Annotated in this window: 21 protein-coding genes; 8 read left to right on the plus strand and 13 right to left on the minus strand. The window is 67.2% G+C overall.

Features of this window, described 5'->3' with window-relative positions; all coding sequences use genetic code 11:
* Window positions 1-9: 9 nt before the first annotated feature.
* Window positions 10-873: an SDR family NAD(P)-dependent oxidoreductase gene (locus tag ACFC0O_RS08350; RefSeq protein ID WP_375954907.1), complete on the plus strand. Its 864-nt coding sequence runs from the start codon at window positions 10-12 to the stop codon at window positions 871-873.
* 106 nt (window positions 874-979) lie between these two features.
* On the opposite strand, the gene gatA is transcribed toward ACFC0O_RS08350, so the two are convergent.
* Both gatA and gatC read right to left on the minus strand, forming a co-directional pair.
* The gene (gene gatA, locus ACFC0O_RS08355; RefSeq protein ID WP_375954909.1) at window positions 980-2,449 is read right to left on the minus strand and encodes an Asp-tRNA(Asn)/Glu-tRNA(Gln) amidotransferase subunit GatA; all 1,470 of its coding nucleotides are present in this window, start codon (window positions 2,447-2,449) and stop codon (window positions 980-982) included.
* Window positions 2,446-2,745: an Asp-tRNA(Asn)/Glu-tRNA(Gln) amidotransferase subunit GatC gene (gene gatC, locus ACFC0O_RS08360; RefSeq protein ID WP_364632740.1), complete on the minus strand. Its 300-nt coding sequence runs from the start codon at window positions 2,743-2,745 to the stop codon at window positions 2,446-2,448. Before gatC ends, gatA begins: the two co-directional genes overlap by 4 nt.
* A 276-nt stretch (window positions 2,746-3,021) precedes the next feature.
* Between gatC and ACFC0O_RS08365 the strand changes: the two genes are divergently transcribed.
* From ACFC0O_RS08365 to ACFC0O_RS08375, 3 genes are all read left to right on the plus strand, one after another.
* Window positions 3,022-3,672 carry an amino acid-binding protein gene (locus tag ACFC0O_RS08365; protein WP_364630203.1) on the plus strand — a complete coding sequence of 217 codons (651 nt, stop codon included), beginning with the start codon at window positions 3,022-3,024 and terminating at the stop codon, window positions 3,670-3,672.
* Between the two features lie 166 nt (window positions 3,673-3,838).
* On the plus strand, window positions 3,839-4,252 hold the full coding sequence (locus ACFC0O_RS08370) for a hypothetical protein (protein WP_364630200.1): 414 nt from the start codon (window positions 3,839-3,841) through the stop codon (window positions 4,250-4,252).
* Window position 4,253: 1 nt separating this feature from the next.
* Window positions 4,254-4,775 (plus strand): hypothetical protein, encoded by a 522-nt coding sequence (locus tag ACFC0O_RS08375; protein ID WP_375954911.1) that lies wholly within the window; start codon window positions 4,254-4,256, stop codon window positions 4,773-4,775.
* 172 nt (window positions 4,776-4,947) lie between these two features.
* Here the strand turns inward: ACFC0O_RS08375 and ACFC0O_RS08380 are convergent, their stop codons facing one another.
* Window positions 4,948-5,448 (minus strand): GNAT family N-acetyltransferase, encoded by a 501-nt coding sequence (locus ACFC0O_RS08380; protein ID WP_375954913.1) that lies wholly within the window; start codon window positions 5,446-5,448, stop codon window positions 4,948-4,950.
* 48 nt (window positions 5,449-5,496) lie between these two features.
* On the minus strand, window positions 5,497-7,575 hold the full coding sequence (ligA, locus tag ACFC0O_RS08385) for an NAD-dependent DNA ligase LigA (RefSeq protein ID WP_375954915.1): 2,079 nt from the start codon (window positions 7,573-7,575) through the stop codon (window positions 5,497-5,499).
* A 121-nt stretch (window positions 7,576-7,696) separates the two neighbouring features.
* Here ligA and ACFC0O_RS08390 point away from each other — a divergent pair, with 121 nt between their 5' ends.
* Window positions 7,697-8,116, plus strand: coding sequence for a PPOX class F420-dependent oxidoreductase (locus tag ACFC0O_RS08390; RefSeq protein ID WP_375954917.1), 420 nt, complete (start codon window positions 7,697-7,699; stop codon window positions 8,114-8,116).
* A gap of 56 nt (window positions 8,117-8,172) precedes the next feature.
* Here ACFC0O_RS08390 and ACFC0O_RS08395 read toward each other — a convergent pair whose 3' ends face one another.
* Complete coding sequence (locus tag ACFC0O_RS08395; protein WP_375954919.1) at window positions 8,173-8,889, minus strand: SDR family oxidoreductase; 717 nt, start codon at window positions 8,887-8,889, stop codon at window positions 8,173-8,175.
* Between the two features lie 100 nt (window positions 8,890-8,989).
* On the opposite strand from ACFC0O_RS08395, the gene ACFC0O_RS08400 reads away from it, so the two are divergent.
* Entirely contained in the window at window positions 8,990-9,838 is an 849-nt protein-coding gene (locus ACFC0O_RS08400; RefSeq protein WP_375954921.1) for a LysR family transcriptional regulator, read from the plus strand.
* A gap of 13 nt (window positions 9,839-9,851) precedes the next feature.
* Here the strand turns inward: ACFC0O_RS08400 and ACFC0O_RS08405 are convergent, their stop codons facing one another.
* Entirely contained in the window at window positions 9,852-10,646 is a 795-nt protein-coding gene (locus tag ACFC0O_RS08405) for an ArsR/SmtB family transcription factor (RefSeq protein ID WP_375954922.1), read from the minus strand.
* A gap of 149 nt (window positions 10,647-10,795) precedes the next feature.
* Here ACFC0O_RS08405 and ACFC0O_RS08410 point away from each other — a divergent pair, with 149 nt between their 5' ends.
* Window positions 10,796-12,049, plus strand: coding sequence for an ATP/GTP-binding protein (locus ACFC0O_RS08410; RefSeq protein ID WP_375954924.1), 1,254 nt, complete (start codon window positions 10,796-10,798; stop codon window positions 12,047-12,049).
* 79 nt (window positions 12,050-12,128) lie between these two features.
* Entirely contained in the window at window positions 12,129-12,500 is a 372-nt protein-coding gene (locus ACFC0O_RS08415) for a hypothetical protein (RefSeq protein WP_375954925.1), read from the plus strand.
* A gap of 4 nt (window positions 12,501-12,504) precedes the next feature.
* Here ACFC0O_RS08415 and ACFC0O_RS08420 read toward each other — a convergent pair whose 3' ends face one another.
* The 7 genes from ACFC0O_RS08420 to ACFC0O_RS08450 form a co-directional block, all read right to left on the minus strand.
* Entirely contained in the window at window positions 12,505-13,344 is an 840-nt protein-coding gene (locus ACFC0O_RS08420; RefSeq protein WP_375954927.1) for an SAM-dependent methyltransferase, read from the minus strand.
* Between the two features lie 103 nt (window positions 13,345-13,447).
* A complete protein-coding gene (locus ACFC0O_RS08425; protein WP_375954929.1) occupies window positions 13,448-14,494 on the minus strand; it encodes a methionine synthase in 1,047 nt (348 codons plus the stop codon).
* A gap of 196 nt (window positions 14,495-14,690) precedes the next feature.
* Entirely contained in the window at window positions 14,691-15,812 is a 1,122-nt protein-coding gene (mnmA, locus tag ACFC0O_RS08430; RefSeq protein WP_375954930.1) for a tRNA 2-thiouridine(34) synthase MnmA, read from the minus strand.
* 2 nt (window positions 15,813-15,814) lie between these two features.
* The gene (locus ACFC0O_RS08435) at window positions 15,815-17,035 is read right to left on the minus strand and encodes a cysteine desulfurase family protein (protein WP_375954932.1); all 1,221 of its coding nucleotides are present in this window, start codon (window positions 17,033-17,035) and stop codon (window positions 15,815-15,817) included.
* Between the two features lie 103 nt (window positions 17,036-17,138).
* Entirely contained in the window at window positions 17,139-17,945 is an 807-nt protein-coding gene (locus tag ACFC0O_RS08440) for a hypothetical protein (protein WP_375954934.1), read from the minus strand.
* Window positions 17,946-17,949: 4 nt separating this feature from the next.
* A complete protein-coding gene (locus ACFC0O_RS08445; RefSeq protein ID WP_375954935.1) occupies window positions 17,950-18,516 on the minus strand; it encodes a hypothetical protein in 567 nt (188 codons plus the stop codon).
* Window positions 18,517-18,683: 167 nt separating this feature from the next.
* Window positions 18,684-19,655 carry an oxidoreductase gene (locus ACFC0O_RS08450; protein WP_375954937.1) on the minus strand — a complete coding sequence of 324 codons (972 nt, stop codon included), beginning with the start codon at window positions 19,653-19,655 and terminating at the stop codon, window positions 18,684-18,686.
* Window positions 19,656-19,800: the final 145 nt, after the last annotated feature.

Below are 19,800 nucleotides of genomic sequence, written 5' to 3' on the forward strand. Positions count from 1 at the left end.
GGAAGATCGTTGACTCGAACCTGGTTCATCACCGGCGCGAACCGCGGCCTGGGCCGCGCTTTCACCGAGGCGGCCCTGGCGGCCGGGGATGACGTGGTGGCCACCGCCCGCGACCCGAAGACGATGAGCGATCTCACCGATTCGCGGCTCACCGTGCTGCCCATGGACGTTCGCGATCGTGAGCGGGTATTCGATACCGTGGCCGCGGCTTTCGCGGTGACCGGCAGGCTCGACGTCATCGTCAACAATGCCGGTTTCGGCCTGGTCGGCGCGGTCGAGGAATTGACCGAGGCGCAGATCCGCGAGCAGATGGACACCAATTTCTATGGCGCGCTGTGGGTTTCCCAGGCCGCGATTCCACTGCTGCGCGCGCAGGGTTCCGGGCACATCATCCAGATCTCCACGGTCGGCGCGGTGGGCTCACTCCCGCTGTTCAGCATGTACAACGCCTCCAAGTGGGCGCTGGAGGGTATGAGCGCTTCACTCGCCGATGAGCTGAAGCCGTTCGGCATCACCGTAACCATCGCCCAGATGGGCGGTTTCGACACCGACTGGGCCAAGTCGAGTATGAGATTCCCGCAGGCCGATCCGGCATACGCCGAGTTACGCACGGCCATCCTCGGTATGCCGGACTATCCCGATCCGACGGCGACCCCCGCCACCACAGCTCCGACGGAGGCCGAACCGGTGCCGGACGAATGGGCCGACGCCGCACCGGAAGTCGCCGCCGCGGCACTGCTGGAGCTGGTGAACGATCCGAATCCCCCGCTACGCAGGATCATCGGGCCGAGCGCACACCTCATGGTCGCCATGGCCCTCGACCAGCGTCGCCAGGACTACCAGCGCGATCCGGAATTCACCTGGCCCGCCTGAACTCTCGGCGTCCGCCGAACCATCGGGTCCATGCGGGAGAACGGCTCCCGGCTGACAATGTCAGCCGGGAGTCGAATTCGCTTATCGCACTACGCGATCGGAGGGGTCAGGCGATCTCGCCGCGGGCCGCCTCGTAGGCCGCGCCGACCCGGTACAGGCGGTCGTCCGCCAGCGCCGGGGCCATGATCTGGAGGCCGACGGGGAGGCCGTCGTCCGCGCTGAGACCCGACGGGACCGACATGCCGCAGTGCCCGGCCAGGTTGGTGGGCAGGGTGCACAGGTCCGAGAGGTACATGGCCAGTGGGTCGTTGACCTTCTCGCCGAGCTTCCACGGGGTGAACGGGCTGGTCGGGGAGACCAGGACGTCCACCGACTCGTAGGCGCGGTCGAAGTCGCGCGCGATGAGGGTGCGGACCTTGAGCGCCTGACCGTAGTAGGCGTCGTAGTAACCGGCGGACAGCGCGTAGGTGCCGATCATGATGCGGCGCTTGACCTCCGGGCCGAATCCGGCCGCACGGCTGAGCTGCATGACCTGATCGGCGCTGTGCGTACCGTCATCGCCGACCCGCAGGCCGTACCGCATGGCGTCGAAGCGCGCCAGGTTGGACGACACCTCGGACGGCATGACCAGGTAGTAGGCCGCGAGGGCGTGCTCGAAGTTCGGGCAGGACACCTCGATGACCTCGGCGCCCAGATCCTTGAGCTGTGCGACGGCGGCATCGAAGGAGGCGATCACGCCGGGCTGGTAGGAGTCCGAGTGCAGTTCCTTGACCACACCGACCTTCACACCCGACAGATCACCCTTCGCGCCTTCGCGCGCGGCCGCGACCACCGGGGCCACCGGCACATTGCGCGAGGTGGAGTCGCGCGGGTCGTACCCGGCGATGACCTCGTGCAGTAGCGCGGTATCGAGCACGGTGCGCCCGCACGGCCCGCCCTGATCCAGCGAGGACGCGCACGCGACCAGACCGTACCGGGAAACGGTGCCGTAGGTGGGCTTGGTGCCGACGGTCGCGGTGACCGCGGCGGGCTGGCGGATGGAACCGCCGGTATCGGTGCCGATCGCCAGCGGAGCCTGGTACGAGGCCAGCGCCGCCGCCGAACCGCCGCCGGAACCACCCGGAATCCTGGTGGTGTCCCACGGGTTTCGGGTCGGCCCGTACGCGGAGTTCTCGGTGGAGGAGCCCATGGCGAACTCGTCCATATTGGTCTTACCGAGGATCGGGATGCCCGCCGCGCGCAGTCGCGCGGTGACGGTCGCGTCGTACGGCGCGGTCCAGCCCTCGAGAATCTTCGACCCGCAGGTGGTCGGCATATCGGTGGTGGTGAAGACGTCCTTGAGCGCGAGCGGTACGCCCGCGAGCGCGGAAGCGGTCTTGCCGCCGGCGATTTCGCGATCCACCTCGGCGGCGGTCAGCAGCGCGGCCTCACCGGCGACGTGCAGGAAGGCGTTGATCTCGCCGTCGACCTCGGCGATGCGCGCGATATGCGCCTCGGTCACCTCGACCGAGGACACCTCGCGGGCATGGATCTTCTCCGCGAGCGCGGACGCGCTCAGCTTGGTCAGGTCGGTCATTCGCCTTCTCCCAGAATCTGCGGAACCAGGAACCGCTGCTCCTCGACCGCGGGCGCGCCGGACAGCGCCTGCTCGGGAGTCAGGCACGGCTGCACCACATCCGGGCGGGTCACATTGGTGGCCGGATTCGGGGAGGCGGTGGCGGGGACATCGGCCGCGGCGACCTCGGAAATCTGTGCGACGTGGGTCAGGATGGAATCCAGCTGACCGGCGTACAGATCGAGTTCGTCATCGGTCAAAGCGAGCCGGGACAACCGGGCGAGATGAGCGACCTCGTCCCTGGAGATGGCGGGCACCGCGGGACCCCTTTCGACTGGTTCGAGCATGGTGATTCGACTCGTGACAGCCTAGCGGGGCGTGTCGGACCGGCGGTGACAGGTGTCGCCCGGCGCCGAATCACGGCCCGCGATACCGTTATCGGAGACGCCCCGAATTGATAGGTGACCGATCGGTAAGTGGCCCGGGTCACACGGTTCCCTTCGATTCGATAACCATGACCCGAGGGTGTAAATATTGCGGGACTCGGGTACCCGTCCGAAAGTTTCGGTCGCAGAGGAATGAAAGGAAGGCACGTGTCATACCTGCTTCGCGTGCAACTTCCGGATCGTCCAGGCAGTCTCGGTTCGCTCGCACTCGCGCTGGGTTCCGTGGGCGCCGACATCCTTTCACTGGATGTCGTCGAACGCGGTGACGGTTTCGCGATCGACGACATAGTGGTCGAGGTACCGTCGGGCGCTCTTCCGGACACACTCATCACGGCGGCGGAGTCGCTGCACGACGTACAGGTGGATTCGCTCCGCCCGTACTCGGGCATGCTGGACACGCATCGCGAGCTCGAACTCATCGACCAGGTCGCCAATGCGCGCGACGACCGGTTGCAGGTGCTGGTCGACGGCGTACCCCGCGTCTTGCGGGTGGGCTGGAGCACGGTCATCGATATGGGCCCGTCCGGCGCGTACCGGGTGGTCGGCAGCCAGAGCGCGCCGTCCACGCAGGCCGCCGAGGCCCCGTGGATGCCCCTGGAGAAGCCCGCCGTACTCGACGGTGAGGGCGAGTGGGTGCCGGAGCTGTGGCGCGATATGGACACCAAACTGGCCGCCGCGCCGCTGGGCAATACCGGCAAGGTGCTGCTGCTCGGCCGCCCGGGCGGACCCGATTTCCGGCCGTCCGAAGTGGCACGGCTGGGCTACCTCGCGGGGATAATCGCCACCGTATTGGGCTAGTACTTCTCAAATCGCGCCGGTGTGAGTCAACTCGCACCGGCGCGATTCGTTTGTGCGGCAGGCGTTTTCGCGTCCGTCATCGTTTCGGGACCATCTTCTCAGCTTTTACCTACTATTCAGCTACGTAGGTCATCTACGGTGTAGGTACGTAGATAGCAGAGAGGCAATGACGCCCATGCAGCACAATCGCTCGACCTCGAACCTCCGCCGCGTAACCCTGACCCTGGCACAGGTCATCGGCGCCACCGCCGCCGCCACCATCACCGCGGGCGCCGCCACCGCGGAATCGCTCTCTCGTGACGACGGCGCGCGGGACAGCACCCGCTCCGCGCCGAGCCGCAACGCTCCGCCGAATATGGGCGGCACCGGTATGCACGCCATCGATCCGATGGGCTTCCACCACACCGACTCCAATCCCGTACTGCGCAACCAACATCAGCAGTACCTGCGCGAAATGCGCGCCACCCCACCCGAACCCACGCGCAATCGCCCCAATGGCGGCGATCAGACCACCTGGAATACCAATGCGAATCCCGATGGCAGCTGGACCGTCTGCCGCGCCCAGGCGAGCTGGTGCTGATATGACCATCACCATCGCGCCCCGCCGCCGCACCCTCGCACCGCTGGCCGTCGCCGTATTGACCACGGCCGCACTACCTTTCGTCGCGGGCACCGCCGAAGCCGAAACCCGCGGCGCACGCCCGGGGGCCAGCTGCCTGTGGGCCGGGCAGCCCTATGCCGTCGGCAAGACCGTCGTCGCGGGCGGATCCACCTACCGCTGTGGCAACCAGGCGAACGAGCCCTACTGGTTCGGTGAGGGCAAGACCGCCAAGGCGAGCACCGCAGCCACCCCCGGCGCGATCGCCAACCCGCTCGGCCAATTCAGCCCGGGCGCAAGACAACCCGGCACCGCCTACAACGACTACTGCACCGGCAACCAGCTCATCGAGGGCACCGATGACGTCTATCAGGTGGTGCGCATACCGGGCGGCGGGCTGATGTGGAAGGCCGCGACGCCCATCTCGGACTGGAAGTTCGACTCCCCCAAGCCCGCACCGACCTGGCGCACCGCCAGCCTGTGCATCGACGGGGTGCTCACCTAGTCCGCACCACCCGGGCATGCCCACCCGGGGCATGCCCGACCGACCCAGCCATCCCGGCGTAGTTGTGGCCGGGATCCGCACCACCCCTGTCAGGGCTGCCTGCCATGACCGGGATCCCCGCCCGGGTCCATCGTGATTCGCTCCGATGGACTCGGGCACACGCGTTCCCGGATCAATTCACCGGTAGTCGCATGACCGTCAGCGGCAGCCCGCTCATGGCCTTCCAATCCCGTTCCGGCACATGCTCGAAACCCAGCCGGTCGTAGAGGCGGCGGGCATCGAGCATGGTCGGCATGGTGGTCAGCACCACCGCCCGCCAGCCCTCCGTGCGCGCGATATCGATCACCTTGCGCACCAGCGCGGTACCGACGCCGAGCCCGCGACCCTGCTTGCCCACCACCAGCATTCGGAATTCCAGCTCACCCTCGCGAGCGATATCGGCGAACTCGGTGCCCGCGCGCGCCACCGTCACCGAACCGACCACGTCGCCATCCGCGACCGCCACCAGGATCTCGGCGCTCGCGGCCCGTGTCGCGGTATCGCCGAGCTCCGCGACATAGGGGCTCTCGGGGTTCACATGCCCCTCACCGACATACACATCCACGGTCAGCGCCCCGACGGCCGCGTACTCCCGCGGCTCGACATCCCGGATCGTCACACCCGCGTCACTCATCACCACTCCATCCTCGAACCCCACACCCCGACATCATTGGACACTCGATCACGAGACCGCTTCGGGGCCATCCTCGAGGAGGCGTTTGAAGCCCGCTTCGTCGAGGATGGGGACGCCCAGTTCCTCGGCCTTGGCGGCCTTGGAGCCGGGGGCCTCGCCGATGACGACGTAGGCGGTCTTCTTGGAGACCGAGGCCGCCGCCTTACCGCCGCGGATCAGGATGGCCTCCTTCGCGCCGTCGCGGGTGAAGTCCTGGAGGGAACCGGTGACCACGATGGACAGGCCCTCGAGAGTGCGCTCGATGGATTCATCACGCTCATCGGCCATGCGGACGCCCGCGGCCCGCCATTTGTCCACGATGTCGATATGCCACTGGACGGTGAACCATTCCTTCAGCGCGGTCGCGATGGTGGGGCCGACGCCGTCGACGGCGGCCAACTCCTCATCGGTGGCTTCCTGAATGCTGTCCATACTGCCCAGCGCGGAGGCCAAAGCCCGTGCGGCCGTGGGGCCGACGTGGCGGATGGACAGTGCCACCAGCACCCGCCACAACGGGCGATCCTTGGCCGATTCCAGATTCTGCAGCAGCCGCTTGCCGTTCTGCGACAGCGTGCCGCTCTTATTGGTGAAAAGCGTTGTGCCGAGCAGCTTTTCCTCATCGAGGGCGAACAGATCGCCTTCATCCTCGATCGCGCCGGACTTCAGCAGATCGATGGCGGCCTCATAACCGAGCGCCTCGATATCGAACGCGCCGCGACCCGCGACGTGGAATACCCGCTCCCGCAACTGCGCCGGGCAGTACTGCTGATTCGGGCAGCGGATATCGGCGTCACCCTCCTTGGCGGGGGCGAGTTCGGTACCGCATTCGGGGCAGTGCGTGGGCATGATGAACTCGCGCTCGGAACCGGTGCGCGCATCCACCACCGGACCCAGCACCTCAGGGATAACGTCACCGGCCTTGCGAATGGTGACGGTATCGCCGATGAGCACGCCCTTGCGCACCACCTCGGAGGCATTGTGCAGCGTCGCCATGGCCACGGTGGAACCCGCGACCGTCACCGGCTGCATGACCGCGAACGGCGTAACCCGGCCGGTGCGACCGACATTCACCTGGATGTCCAGGAGTTTGGTGGTGGCTTCCTCGGGCGGGTACTTGTACGCGATGGCCCAGCGCGGGGCCCGCGAGGTCGCGCCGAGGCGGCGTTGCAGTGCGAAATCGTCGACCTTGATGACCTGGCCGTCGATCTCGTGCTCGATATCGTGCCGGTGCTCACCCCAGTAGGCGATGCGCTCCAGCACCGGTTCGATGCCCTGGACCCGAATCGTGTGCGCGGATACCGGCAACCCCCAGGCCGCCAGCGCCCGGTACGCCTCGTATTGCGATGCGGCACTGAAGCCTTCGGTGCGGCCGAAACCGTGGCAGATCATGCGCAAGCGGCGGCGCGCGGTGACGGCGGGATCCTTCTGGCGCAGCGATCCGGCGGCGGTATTGCGCGGATTCGCGTACGGCGGTTTACCTTCGGCGACGATCGAGGCGTTCAGATTCTCGAAATCGGCGAGCGTCATATACGCCTCACCGCGCACCTCGAGCAGTTTGGGCACCGGGAACTCGTCGGTGCCGATCAACTCGTGCGGGATATCGTCGATGGTGCGGGCATTGAGCGTGACATCCTCACCCGTGCGCCCGTCGCCGCGGGTCGCGCCGCGCACCAGTTTGCCGTCCTCGTAGACGAGGTTCAGCGCGACGCCGTCGATCTTCACCTCGCAGACGAAATGCGTATCGGCTCCGGTCTCCACCTCGACACGGGTGATCCAGGCGCGCATCTCGTCGGCGTTGAACACATTGTCGAGCGAGTACATCCGCTCCAGATGATCCACCGGCGCGAATTCGGTGGTGAATCCGCCGCCGACCACCTGGGTCGGCGAATCGGGTGTGCGCAGATCCGGATGCGCCTCCTCCAGGGCCACCAGCGCCTGGAACAGCTCATCGAATTCGCCATCGGTGATGATCGGCGCGTCTCGCACGTAGTACCGGAATTGGTGATCGCGCACCTGCTCCGCCAGCTGCTGCCACGCCACGCGCTCGTCCCCACTCGCCGGGGTGATGTCGATGCCCGATTCGCTCACAACCTGCACATTAGCCCAGCCCACCGACACCTTCGCGCAGCATTCCCGCACGTCGCGCGGGTCGCGCGGACATTTATCCGGGACCGGGAACACCGGTCCGGGCGGGCGGGTTGTCCGCGGTATGGACATCGCCACCGCGATCGAATTCGCGCGCCCGCAGCACAACTCGATCCTGACCACCATTCGCAAGAACGGGCGGCCGCAGCAGTCGAATGTGACGCACTGGGTCGGGGACGACGGGCTGATCCGCATCTCGATCACCGCCGATCGGGCCAAGTACTTCAATCTCGTCCGGGAGCCCTGGGCCGCGCTGCACGTGAGCAGTCCCGACTTCTGGTCGTACGTGGTCCTCGAGGGTGAGGCCGAGGTGTCCCCCGTGGCGGCCGAGCCCGATGACGCCACGGTCGAGGAATTGATCGCCTACTACCGGGCGGTCAGCGGTGAACATCCCGATTGGGACGATTACCGCCGGGCGATGGTGGCCGATCGGCGCGCGGTGGTCCGGATCAGGCCGAACCACGCCTACGGCCTGACGCGCTGATCGGCTTGGCCCGGTACCGCGTGCGATCGGCGATCCGATCTCGCGCCCACCTCGGCTCAGGCCAGCACCGCGCCGCCGTCGAGGGTGACGATGCTGCCGGTCGCGTGCGGCTGCTCCAGCAGGAACAGGAACGCCCGGGCGATGTCTCGCACCTCCCCCACGCGGCCCAACGGCGTGTTCGCGGCGGTGTCCCGGTAGAAGTCCGCGAGCACCTCCTCCGGGAGCGCCCAGAGCGGGGAGCGAACGACGCCGGGCATGACCGCGTTCACCCGGATCGGGGCCAATTCGACTGCGAGAGCACGGGTCAGGGCCTCGATCGCACCGCAGAGGCTGGACGGCACCGTGGAACCGGGTACGGGGCGCGGGCTCGCGGTACCGGTGGTGAGGGTGATGGAACCGCCGGGCCGCACCCGCGACGCGGCGGCCTGGACGGCGGCGACCACGCCGAAGTACCTGAGCTCGAAGAACTTTCGGGCCGCGGCGATATCCAGATCCGCGAGCGGCGAGAGCAGCAGCGCCTCACCGGCGGTGTAGACCAGGTGATCGAACGGGCCGATCTCCTCGAACAGTTCGCCGATCCGAGCCGTATCGCCGAGATCGGCGACGAGACCGGTTGCACCCGAGGGCAATTCGGCCAGGGCGCGTTTCACCGATTCATCGCGGCTGGAGACGACGGTGACCCGCGCACCCTGTTCGGCGGCCTCGGCCGCGACCGCGAAACCGATGCCGGAGGTACCGCCGAGGACGACTACGTGCTGGTCCGTGAGGGACATGGGGTGTGCCTTTCGATCGGAAACTGTCCTCTCACTCTCGGCTCGGGCGGTGTCGTCCGTCCAAGACCTATATCCACCGCTGTAATACCCTGAGGGCATCATGGGCGATCTCGATCTCCGCAAGCTGCGCTATTTCGTCGCCGTGGCCGAGCACCTGCATTTCGGCCGTGCCGCCGAGCGGCTCTATATCGCTCAGCCGGTGCTGTCCAGGCAGATTCGCGCCCTGGAACAGGAACTCGAGGTGCCGTTGTTCGAGCGGGATCGGCGCGGCACCGTGCTGACCGCGGCGGGTGAACAACTACTCACCGATGCTCGGCGACTGCTCCTCGATGCCCAGGCGGTACAGCGCCGGGCCGTGCGCGCGGCACGCGGAACCGATTCTCTCACCGTGGGATTCACGCCCGGGCTGATCGTCACCGGGCCGGTGCGCGCACTCGCCGCGCGCCATCCCGGCCTCGATATCGAACTGGTGCGCACCACCTGGGACGACCAGATCACGGTGCTGCACGACGGGCGGGTCGATATCGGCTTCGTGCGCCCGCCCATCGACACCACCGGACTTCGCGTGCGCGAGTTGTACACCGAACCTCGGGTCGTGGTGGTGTCCATCGGACATCGCCTGGCCGGTAAGCAATCGGTGGAGATCGCGGATCTGGCCGGGGACGTGCTGTTGCAGAACCTCGACATAGTCCCCGAATGGCGTGCTGTCGCAGGCGAATCGGAGCGGCCCCCGGTGCCGGTGTACCGCAGCGTCGAGGAGAAGCTCGAACACGTGGCGGCGGGGCGCGGGATCGCGTTTCTGCCGCTGTCGGTCGCGACCTTCTACACCCGGCCCGATATCACCTACATTCCCGTCTCCGATATCGCGGACGGGCAGGTGAGCCTGGCGTGGGCGGCCGACCGGCAGGGTCCGCTCATCGACGAATTCGCCGCTCTCGCAGCCGAATAGCGCCCCGGGCGACTCAGTCCTCGGCGGGTTCGGGCAGTGTCTCCCCGGTTTCCAGCAGGGTCTTGAGGTTGGACAGGATGCCGGGCCAGCCCTCGCGGATACCCGCGAGCATGAGGCTTTCGGGGCCGAAGCCGTTGTGCAGCACCGTGAGTTTCACCGTCTCGCCCACGGGTGTGAGTTCGAAGGTGACGGTGGAACGGGGCTCGGTGGAAAGCCGCTCGAAATCCTCGGCGCTGAAACCGAATTGGTCGGCGAACGCCCTGTCGACGGTATGCCAAGTGTAGGACAGGGTGGTGTAGGGGTCGGCGGTGACGATCACCTGTTCGGGATCCTTGCTCACCCAGCCCTGCTGCTCCCAGGTCATGGATGAGCCCGGCTGCCAATCGGTTTCGAAGGTGGCGCCCCAGTAGCGGCGGGTGAAGGCCGGATCGGTGAGGGCCTGCCAGAGGCGCTCGGGGGTGGTCCGGATGTACGTGGTGTAGACGAATTCCTCACTCATGGTGGCGCTCTCCAATGCGGTTTTGAGGTCGGCCAGGGCGTGCACCCGGCCGCGGTCATAGCGGTTGATCCAGCGCTCGGCGATGGCGTTCACCGGTTCGGCATTGAGGTAGTGCAGTTTTTCGCGGCCGCGCCACCGAATGGTGACCAGGTTCGCGGCCTCCAGCACCGCCAGATGCTTGCTGACGGCCTGACGGGTCATCTCCAGTTCCGCACAGAGTTCGCGCAGGGTCTGGCCGGTGCGGTCGTTCAAACTGTCCAGCAGCCGGCGGCGGCTGGGGTCCGACAGCGCCTTGAAAACCTCGTCCACCTGCACCTCATTCGAACTCGAGCACTTCATGCAACCATCGGGTTGCCTGTTCGATAATAGGCAACCATTCGGATGCATGTCAATGGAAGCCATTCTTGCGAAACATGTCCGATACGGGCGAGTCGCTTTAACGCCCGCGTACCGGCAGGATGACCAGGGTGTTGCGCAGTTTTCAGGTGGCGAACCACCGATCCCTCGCCGAACCGCAGGAGTTGCGGCTCACCCGCGGCAACGGCCCGGTCGCCGCGCCCGTCACCGCCGTCTACGGCGCTGCCGCAACCGGCAAGACCAGCCTCGTCGACGCCCTCGACCGGATGCGGGACGCGGTGCTCAACTCCGTCACCGGCTGGGACCCGTTCTCCGGTCCGGTCCGCACCCCGCATCTCGGATTCGCGGACCGCCCTTCGGAATTCATCGCCCAGTTCGTCGCCGAGGGCTGCCCGTACACCTACGGATTCCGGCTCGACAACGCCGATGTGAGCGCCGAATGGCTGCATTCGCATCCGCACAATCGCAAGCGCATCGTGTTCGAGCGCGCGGGCGAGGATATCCGCATCGGTCCCATGTTCGAGGCCGCGCGCTACGGACTGGGCGCGGTGGTGCCGCTGGTACGCCCGAATGCCTTGCTGCTGAGCCTGTCCGGGCAGTTGTACGCCGAACCCCTGGTACCCGCCTACCGCTGGTTCCAATCGCTGCTGGAGGTGCAGTGCGGGCAGCCCGATCCGGCCGATATCGCGCACCGGGTGGGCAGTCACATCTCGCGCTCCACCGATCACGCGGTGCGGCTGCTGACACTGCTGCGCTCGGCGGATCTGGGCATCACCGATCTGCTGCTACCCGGCGACGATCCCATGTACGGCGACTACCTACGCGACCTCGACAACGATATCGCCACCACCACAAAGGAAATCGAATCCTGCACGGTATCGGCGAGCTACGCCGAGGAGCTGTTCCTCGAGCACGGCATCACCGTGGTGCTGTTGCAGCGTGAGCTCTCCAACCTGTTCGCCGCGCGCGATGCGCTGTACTCGCGCATGGTCAACCGGCGGGGCGTCGGGCTGGGACTGGTGCACGAGGGTATCGACACCGCATTCGACATCACCGACGAATCCAGCTCCACCCTGGCCATGCTGCGCCTGCTGCCGCCCATGCTGGACGCCCTGGACACCGGCGGCGTGCTCATCGCCGACGATATCGACTCACATCTCACGCCCGAGACCGCGGACAGCCTCATCCAGCTGTTCCAGAATCCCGAAACCAATACCCAGGGCGCGCAATTGGTGTTCACCACCGCCAATCGCATGCTGATCGATCGCGGCAACGGGCGGTCGCAGACCAAGCGCACCACGGTGTGGGGCGTGCGCCGCACCGCGATCGGGACCTCCGAACTGCAACCGCACTGAGCGATCGGGACCGATTCAAAGCAACTCTTCAGCAACCGTCCGGCGGCGCGGGCCGCCGGACGCGCCTAGAGTGGGTGCCATGCTCATGCAGCTGTTATTCGTTCTGGTGATCGGTGGTGCGCTGATCGCGACCATCACAATGTTCCGGCGCGGCCGGGGCAGCGGGCCGATAGCCGAACCGGAATCCGGCTTCCTGTACGTGACCGGGGTGAGCCCGCTCCCGAACGCCTCCGGTGAGCAGTACGTGACGATCAGCGGCAGTATTTCCGGGCCCATGGTGGTGGCGCACGAGGTGTACGGGCGGTTCGCCTGGGACGTCAACCAGTGGCCTGCCGTCGGCGATCAGATCCCGGTGACCTATCCGGCGGGTAAGCCCGATCATTGGCAGCTCGCGCATCCGGGCGTGCGGCCGTACTTCGGGTCCCGTCAGCAGCGCAATCCCGGCAACTGACCCCTCAGCGGCGGATCGCGGCGATGGTGCGGGTCTCCGGACCGCCATCGGTGTCCGGGCGGCCGACGGATGCGGCCTGTTCGGCCCAGGTCTGGTACGAGGTGTCCCAGCCGTGCTCGTGCAGCCACTCCTCGATGTCCGCGCCCAGACCGGCCGCCTCGGGCTCACCCGCATCGGCCCCGGAGACCAGTCGCCGCAGCGCCAGGAACGCACCGCTATTCGGGTCCACCGCGAAACTGCTCAGATCGAAACGGCTACCCGGGGCGGATAATTCGTCGAGGGTCGTGAGTACCCGCCGGGCATCGGGCCGATGCAGATAGCCGAGCACGCCCTCATCCACCCAGAGCGTCGGCTCCTCGGGCCGGAATCCCTGCGCCGGTAGCGCTTGCGCCCAGTCGTCGCGCAAATCGACCGGCAGCACATGCCTTTCACAGCGCGGCGTGGCCCCGCCGCGCGTCAGCACCGGCTCCTTGAAGGCGAACGTCTCCGGCAGATCCACTTCGAACAAACGCGTCTCCGCGGGCAGATCCATTCGGAACGCCCGGGTATCGAGGCCCGCGCCGAATACCACGATCTGCCGAATCCCCTCGCGCACAGCCACTTCCACCCGGTCATCGACCAGCCGCACGGCCACGGTGCGCGCCGGGTAGAACAGGTCCAGTACCGGTGTGAGCTGATCCCACCGTTCGGCGAAGCTCGGCTTGGCGGCGTCGACGAACCATTGCGCGAACGGATCGCTGTACAGCCGGTCCGCGCGCTCGGTCTCGCGCGCCCGGACCACCGCGATCCCGATCGCGGTCATGGCTACCCCGGCAACCGGCACCGGCGCTGCTGCTTCGGTCATGACTGATTCCCACTCCCCAACTTCGCGACCCATGGCCCGCGATAGGCAGACGGGCCACCGTCGACGCTAGACGGCCCGGGGCCGGGGTGAAAGTCGTTGCCGCTCACTCGAAGTTGATCGACTCCGGTTCGTCGGCGAAGACGGCGGCGGTTTCGACGGCCAGGGTCAGCGCCTGGCGCGCCCAGGACAGTGGTGCGCCCGCCAGACCGCACGCGGGTGAGACCAGAATCTGCTCGGCCAGCAGGCGGCGGGAGAAACCCAGCCGATCGATCAGGCGCACACCGGGTTCGGCGATCTCGCGCCAGGTCACCGGCTTGTCCGGGGCGCTCGTTGGCACGAGCCCGAGCACCAGATGCCTGCCATCGTCCAGCAGTTCACCCACCCGATCCAGATCCTTGACGCCGATGGTCGCCATATCGAATCCGATTGCGGCGGCGCCGCTTCGGCGCAGGAAACCCAGCGCGGGCTTGGCGGCGCAGGTGTGCACCAGCACCGGACCCGGCTGCACGTCGATCACGGTGTCGAGAATGTGCAGCGCCTCCGGCTCCGGCAGGGCGCGCACGGTATTGAGCACGCTCACCCCGCGCAGCGTGCCGTCCAGAATATCGGTGAGCAGCGGTTCGTCGAACTGCACCAGCACATCCGCGCCCAGCCGCCTGCCGAGCTCCGCCGCATGCGCGGCCACGCCCTCGGCGAGGGATTCCGAAAGATCGCGCACCGCACCGGAATCGGTGAGCACGCGATGCCCGAGCGGCAACTCCACCTGGGCGGCCAGCGTCAGCGGTCCGGTGACCTGCACCTTGATCGGACGCCCGCTACCCGCGAGACCCGCCGTCTCCCAAGCCTCTTCGAGCGCGTCCATATCCGCGCGCAGCAGATCGTTCGCGCGCCGGGACACCGCACCGGGCCGCACCGCGAGCCGATAGCCGCGCGTGGTGCTGTCGAAGCGCATATCGACCAGCAGTGCCGAGACGCGGCCGATCATGTCCGCGCCCACGCCTCGCCCCGGCAGCTCCACCAGATGCGGCAGCGCCGCCAGCTCCCCCACCACGGTGGCCGCGGCTTCGCGCGGGTCCGCGCCCGGCCACGAACCGACGCCGGTCGCGATGCCGCCCTGTAATACGCCGGAACCGCTCTCGATCTCGCTCATCCACGTACCCCGTATCACTCGGCCCTACAGATTCGATTTCCGGCACGTCGCACCGGCACAGGCCGAGGCCCTGGATCGGCGCACGTTACCACCGGGCAATACCCGGGAACATCGCGGGTTCCAGCCGAATGCACGCCGCGATACCGGGTGGGACATGGAAAGCAGTACGTCGGCCCCGGCTACCGCGGGGCCGATCTCACTGAACGTTATCCGACACCAGTTCGGTTGCGTACGAATGCGGTTCGCGCTCGGTCCCGGTGATGGTGCCGCTGCCTATGACCTGATCACCGGTCGCGTCGGGCAGGTAGAGCACCACGGCCTGACCGCGCGCCACACCGGTGAGGGGTTCGCGCAGCCGGACGATGAGACCGCCGTCGACGGCCTCGGCGACCGCGGGGGCGGTGCCGCCGTGCGCGCGCACCTGGGCGACGCATTCGATCTCGCCGGCAGGGGTTTCACCCGAGGTCCAGATGGCGCGATCGGACAGCACCGTCCAGACCTGCAGGTCCGCGGCGGAACCGACACGCACAGTACCGGTTTCGGAGTCGATATCGGTGACGTAGCGCGGCTTGCCGTCGGCGGCCGGACCGGGCAGGCCCAGGCCCTTGCGCTGGCCGATGGTGAACTCGTGCACGCCCTTGTGATCGCCGAGCTTGGTGCCGTCGGCATCGAGCACCGCGCCGGGGCGAATGCCGATCTTCGCACCCAGGAACGCCTGGGTGTCACCGGACGGGATGAAGCAGATGTCATGGCTGTCGGGCTTATTGGCCACGGCGAGACCGCGTTCGGCGGCTTCCTCGCGAATACGCGGCTTGGGGGTGTCGCCGACCGGGAACATGGCGCGGGACAGCTGCTCGGCGGTCAGCACCGCGAGCACATAGGACTGATCCTTGTCCTCGTCCACCGCGCGGCGCAGCACGCCGTCCTCGAGGCGGGCGTAATGCCCGGTGACAACCGCGTCGAAGCCCAGCGCCACCGCGCGATCCGCGAGCGCGGAGAACTTGATCTTCTCGTTGCAGCGCAGGCACGGGTTCGGGGTCTCACCGGCGGCGTACGCGGCGACGAAATCGTCGATCACGTCTTCCTTGAAGCGGTCCGCGAAATCCCAGACGTAGAACGGGATTCCGAGCACATCGGCGGCGCGGCGGGCGTCACCGGCATCCTCCTTGGAGCAGCAGCCGCGCGATCCGGTGCGCAGCGTGCCCGGGTTCGCGGACAGTGCCAGATGTACGCCGACCACCTCGTGTCCGGCCTCGACGGCGCGCGCGGCAGCCACCGCGGAATCGACGCCACCACTCATCGCGGCAAGCACTCGCATCTCTAGAAGCCTCCTTTCGCGCCGGCCATTCCGGCCGCCTTCGCCCGATCCACGACCTGCGGCAGCGCGGCCAGCAGGGCGTCGATATCGGCGTCGGTCGAATTGTGTCCCAGGGTGAATCGCAGTGACCCGCGCGCCAGTCGCGGTTCCACGCCCATGGCCAGCAGCACATGGGAGGGTCCGGCGACACCGGCATTGCAGGCCGATCCGGTCGAGCATTCGATCCCGGCGGCATCGAGCAGCATGAGCAGTGAATCGCCCTCGCAGCCGGGGAACGTGAAGTGGGCGTTACCCGGCAGTCGCCGGTCGCCGCCGGGCCCGTTCAGAATGGCCTCGGGCACCTGTGCGAGCACACCGTGGATGAGCCGATCCCGAAGCCGGGTGAGTTCCATTGTGCGCGCGGACATTCCGTCGACCGTCTCGCGAATGGCGGCGGCCAAACCGACCGCGCCCGCCACATCGGAGGTGCCCGAGCGCAGATCACGCTCATGTCCGCCGCCGTGGAACAGCGGCACCGCGGACACCTGACGGCCCAGCAGCAGCACGCCGACACCGTGCGGTCCGCCGACCTTGTGCCCGGCGAAACTCGCTGCGGCCAAACCACTCCGGCCGAAATCGATGGGCAGCTGCGCACCCGCCTGCACCGCGTCACTGTGCATGGGCACATCGAATTCCTGTGCCACCGCCGCCAATTCGGCGATCGGCTGCACGGTTCCGACCTCGTTGTTGGCCCACATGACGCTCACCAGCGCGGTGTCCTCGGCATGCGCGGCCAGCGCCTCGCGCAGCACCCGCGGCGAGATGACGCCCTCGGCGTCGGCCTCCAGCCACGTCACCTGCGCGCCCTCATGCTGTTCCAGCCACTCCACGGTATCGAGCACCGCGTGATGCTCCACCGAGCTGACCAGAATCCGGGTGCGCACCGGCTCGGCATCGCGCCGCGCCCAGTAGATCCCCTTGACCGCCAGATTGTCGCTCTCGGTCCCGCCCGAGGTGAAGATCACCTCCGAGGGCCGCGCCCCCAGCCCCGCCGCGATCGATTCCCGCGATTCCTCCAGCAACCGCCGCGCCGCCCGCCCCGACCCATGCAGCGACGACGCATTGCCACCGGCCCCCAGGACAGCCGTCATCGCCTCGACAGCGACCGGAAACATAGGTGTGGTGGCCGCGTGATCGAGGTAGACCGTCTGGGCACCGACCGGACCCGGGAAAGCCGACTTCATAACCGACAAAGCCTAACCCATCGTTGACCTGCGAAATCTCAGGGGATCCCCTCAGCGGTCCAACCCACCGACCACCGCCGGGTATTCCCCGGGCGGCATTCGGTCATGGTTCCAGACAGGTCATGGTGTGCAGGCTCCACGCCGCGGGATCGGGCCAGTCCTGCCCCAGGGATTTGACCGCGTGCTCGCGGCGCACCCCGTCGGGACATTTCACCGACAGCACGATGTCCGAGAACTCCGCCTCGGTCGGCATGACCGACATCATCTTCTCGAATTCGGGATTCCGGCGGCACAGGTCGAAGATCTCCGCCATTCGCTCCGCCGGAACCACCGCGGGGCAGAAGATCATCAACCACATCGCGGACCGTCCGGCGATCAACTCCCAGGAGTCACCGAACGACTCACGTGCGCCGGGGTTGGTGAACAACTGCACGGGCATATCGACGGGATTTCCCTCCGACGGCACCGGCATCCAGGGGAAGTACTCCTTGAACGACTTATTGGTGGCCATAATCCGGCCCTCGGGGTTCTTGGCGAAGTAGGCGGGACCCGAAATCGATTCCAGCAGCGCGATATCGCCCGGCGCGAACCGCGGGGGCCAGCTGCCGGTCTCGTCCGGCACCAGCCCGGGCAGTACGGCCGCGGCGATCTTCCTTGCCAACGCTTTGGGCATACCCAGCTCATTGCAGATATCGACCAGCACCGAGTTGGGCATCTCACGATCGCCGCGAAAGTATTTGGCCAGCGTCGCGGGGCTCGTATGGACCGCCGCCGCGATTTCCCTGCGGCTTTTCCCGACCACACGCGCGGTGGTGTCGAGTTCCTGCATCAGGCGCAGGAAGTGATCCCTGGGCTGCACCAGTTTGTCGAACGGTGGCTTCTTTTCGCGCCTGCCACCCGCGTTCGCCATCTTGTCAGTGGAGCTTTCCGAGTGCGTCGGATAGGGCTCGGGAGGCGCCTTCCACTGCGGTGGACGCGTCGATGCCGGAGGTGAAGGTGACGGTTGCGACGGCGCCGTTGTCGAGGCGGCCGATGGCGCGGGCTTCGAAGAGTGCGGGGTTGATGCGGGATCTGCCGCCGCTGACCTGTGCCGCGTTGCCGATCTGGAGCGGGTTCGAGATCTGGATGTCGTGTGCGGAATTGAACAGGTCGACCGCGCCCTTGGCGTCGTCGTACATGCGCTTGGGTTCGGTTGTGCGAGTGAGCGTCACGTTGATCGCGGTGGGATCGTTCCGGCCCGATTCCACCGTCCAGGTCGGGGATACCGAAATCGATCTACCGGTGAACGCCTGTGTGCGGCAGCCCGCACCGGGGGCGATGGCGGAGAGGGTTTCCGGGGAGATGAGGCTGCATTGATCGGGCAGTTCGGTGATCGTCTTGGCCGCGGGCTTATCGGAGGAGGAATCGGAATTGGTGACGACGACGGCGATAACGCCACCGATCAGCAGTACGGCGGCGACCGCCCCGCCGACCAGCCACATCGTCCTGGGGTTGCGCGGGGCAGGTGCCGGTGCGGCGCTCGGCTCTCCGCTATCTCGCGCGCCAGTCGACCTGACAGTCGGACCACCGTTAATCATGCCTTGCCCCAATCGAATTCACGCCATTAGAACTGAGACGGGACGTTAACAGACTGTGCGCGGATATGCCTTCAAGGGAGTGGGAAGGGATAGACCACACCGGTCAGCCGTTCGGATTCCGCCCAGAGATCGGTTGCCAGCTGCCGATCCAGCGCCCGCGGAGCGGGCTCGCGCCGGACCGGATGGCCCTTGGACCGGCCGTTGGGCCCGATGTAGTCGCCGCCATTCATCGACGGATCCGTGCACGCTCGCAATGTCGGCAATGCGCCCATCGCGGTGGTCTGGGTGAGAAGTTGGGAGAACCAGCGCATTTCGGGTCTGGCGAGAAACCGTGCCGTTCCGCCGAGGTTCTTGTTGAAATCGGAATCCGCGACCCCGGGGTAGGCGGCGAGCGCGATGAGCGATGCGCCCGCATCCGTGAGCCGGCGCTGTAATTCGAAGGCGAACAGCAGATTCGCGAGTTTGGACTGCCCGTAGACGAACATCGGTTTGTACGCGCGCCGCTCATAGGTGAGGTCACCGAGATCCAGGACGGTACGCCGATAACCGGCCGCGCGACTGCTGACCGCCACCACTCTGCCCGCCGGTGCGGCGGTCAGCAGATCCAAAAGCAGTCCGGTGAAAGCGAAATGGCCCAGATGATTGGTCGCGAACGTCGGCTCGAAACCGTCCACGGTCTTGTGCGGCCCATCGCGGAACAGCGTGCCCGCGTTGTTCACCAGCAGATCGACCCGATCGAATCGCTCGCGCAGCCGAGCCGCCGCGCCGCGCACGGATGCCAGCGACGCCAAATCCACCTGTACCACCGATAATTCGGCGTCCGGACTCCGCTGCCGGATCGATGCCGCGACGTACTCCCCTTTATCCACGCTGCGGCAGGCCAGCACCACCCGCGCGCCACGAGCGGCGAGTTGGCGCGCGGTTTCGGCTCCGAGCCCAGCGCTCGCTCCGGTGACCACCGCCGTCCTACCGGTCAGATCGGGGATATCGACCGCCGTCCACGGCCCTGCCGCACCGGGCTCGCGTGGACTTCGGTTCGACACACCTGTCGAGGTTAGTCGCGCCGCACGCCCGGCGTCGGGCGTGCGGCGCGCTTACCCGCACGCCCCCAGATAGGCGGGTTTCACCGTGGCGGGGGCGCGGCCGCCTATATTTGGCCCCGCGTGGGTGGCGGGGAGGGCGATGACG

It is taken from the genome of Nocardia sp. NPDC056100, assembly GCF_042266325.1.
GTDB lineage: Bacteria > Actinomycetota > Actinomycetes > Mycobacteriales > Mycobacteriaceae > Nocardia.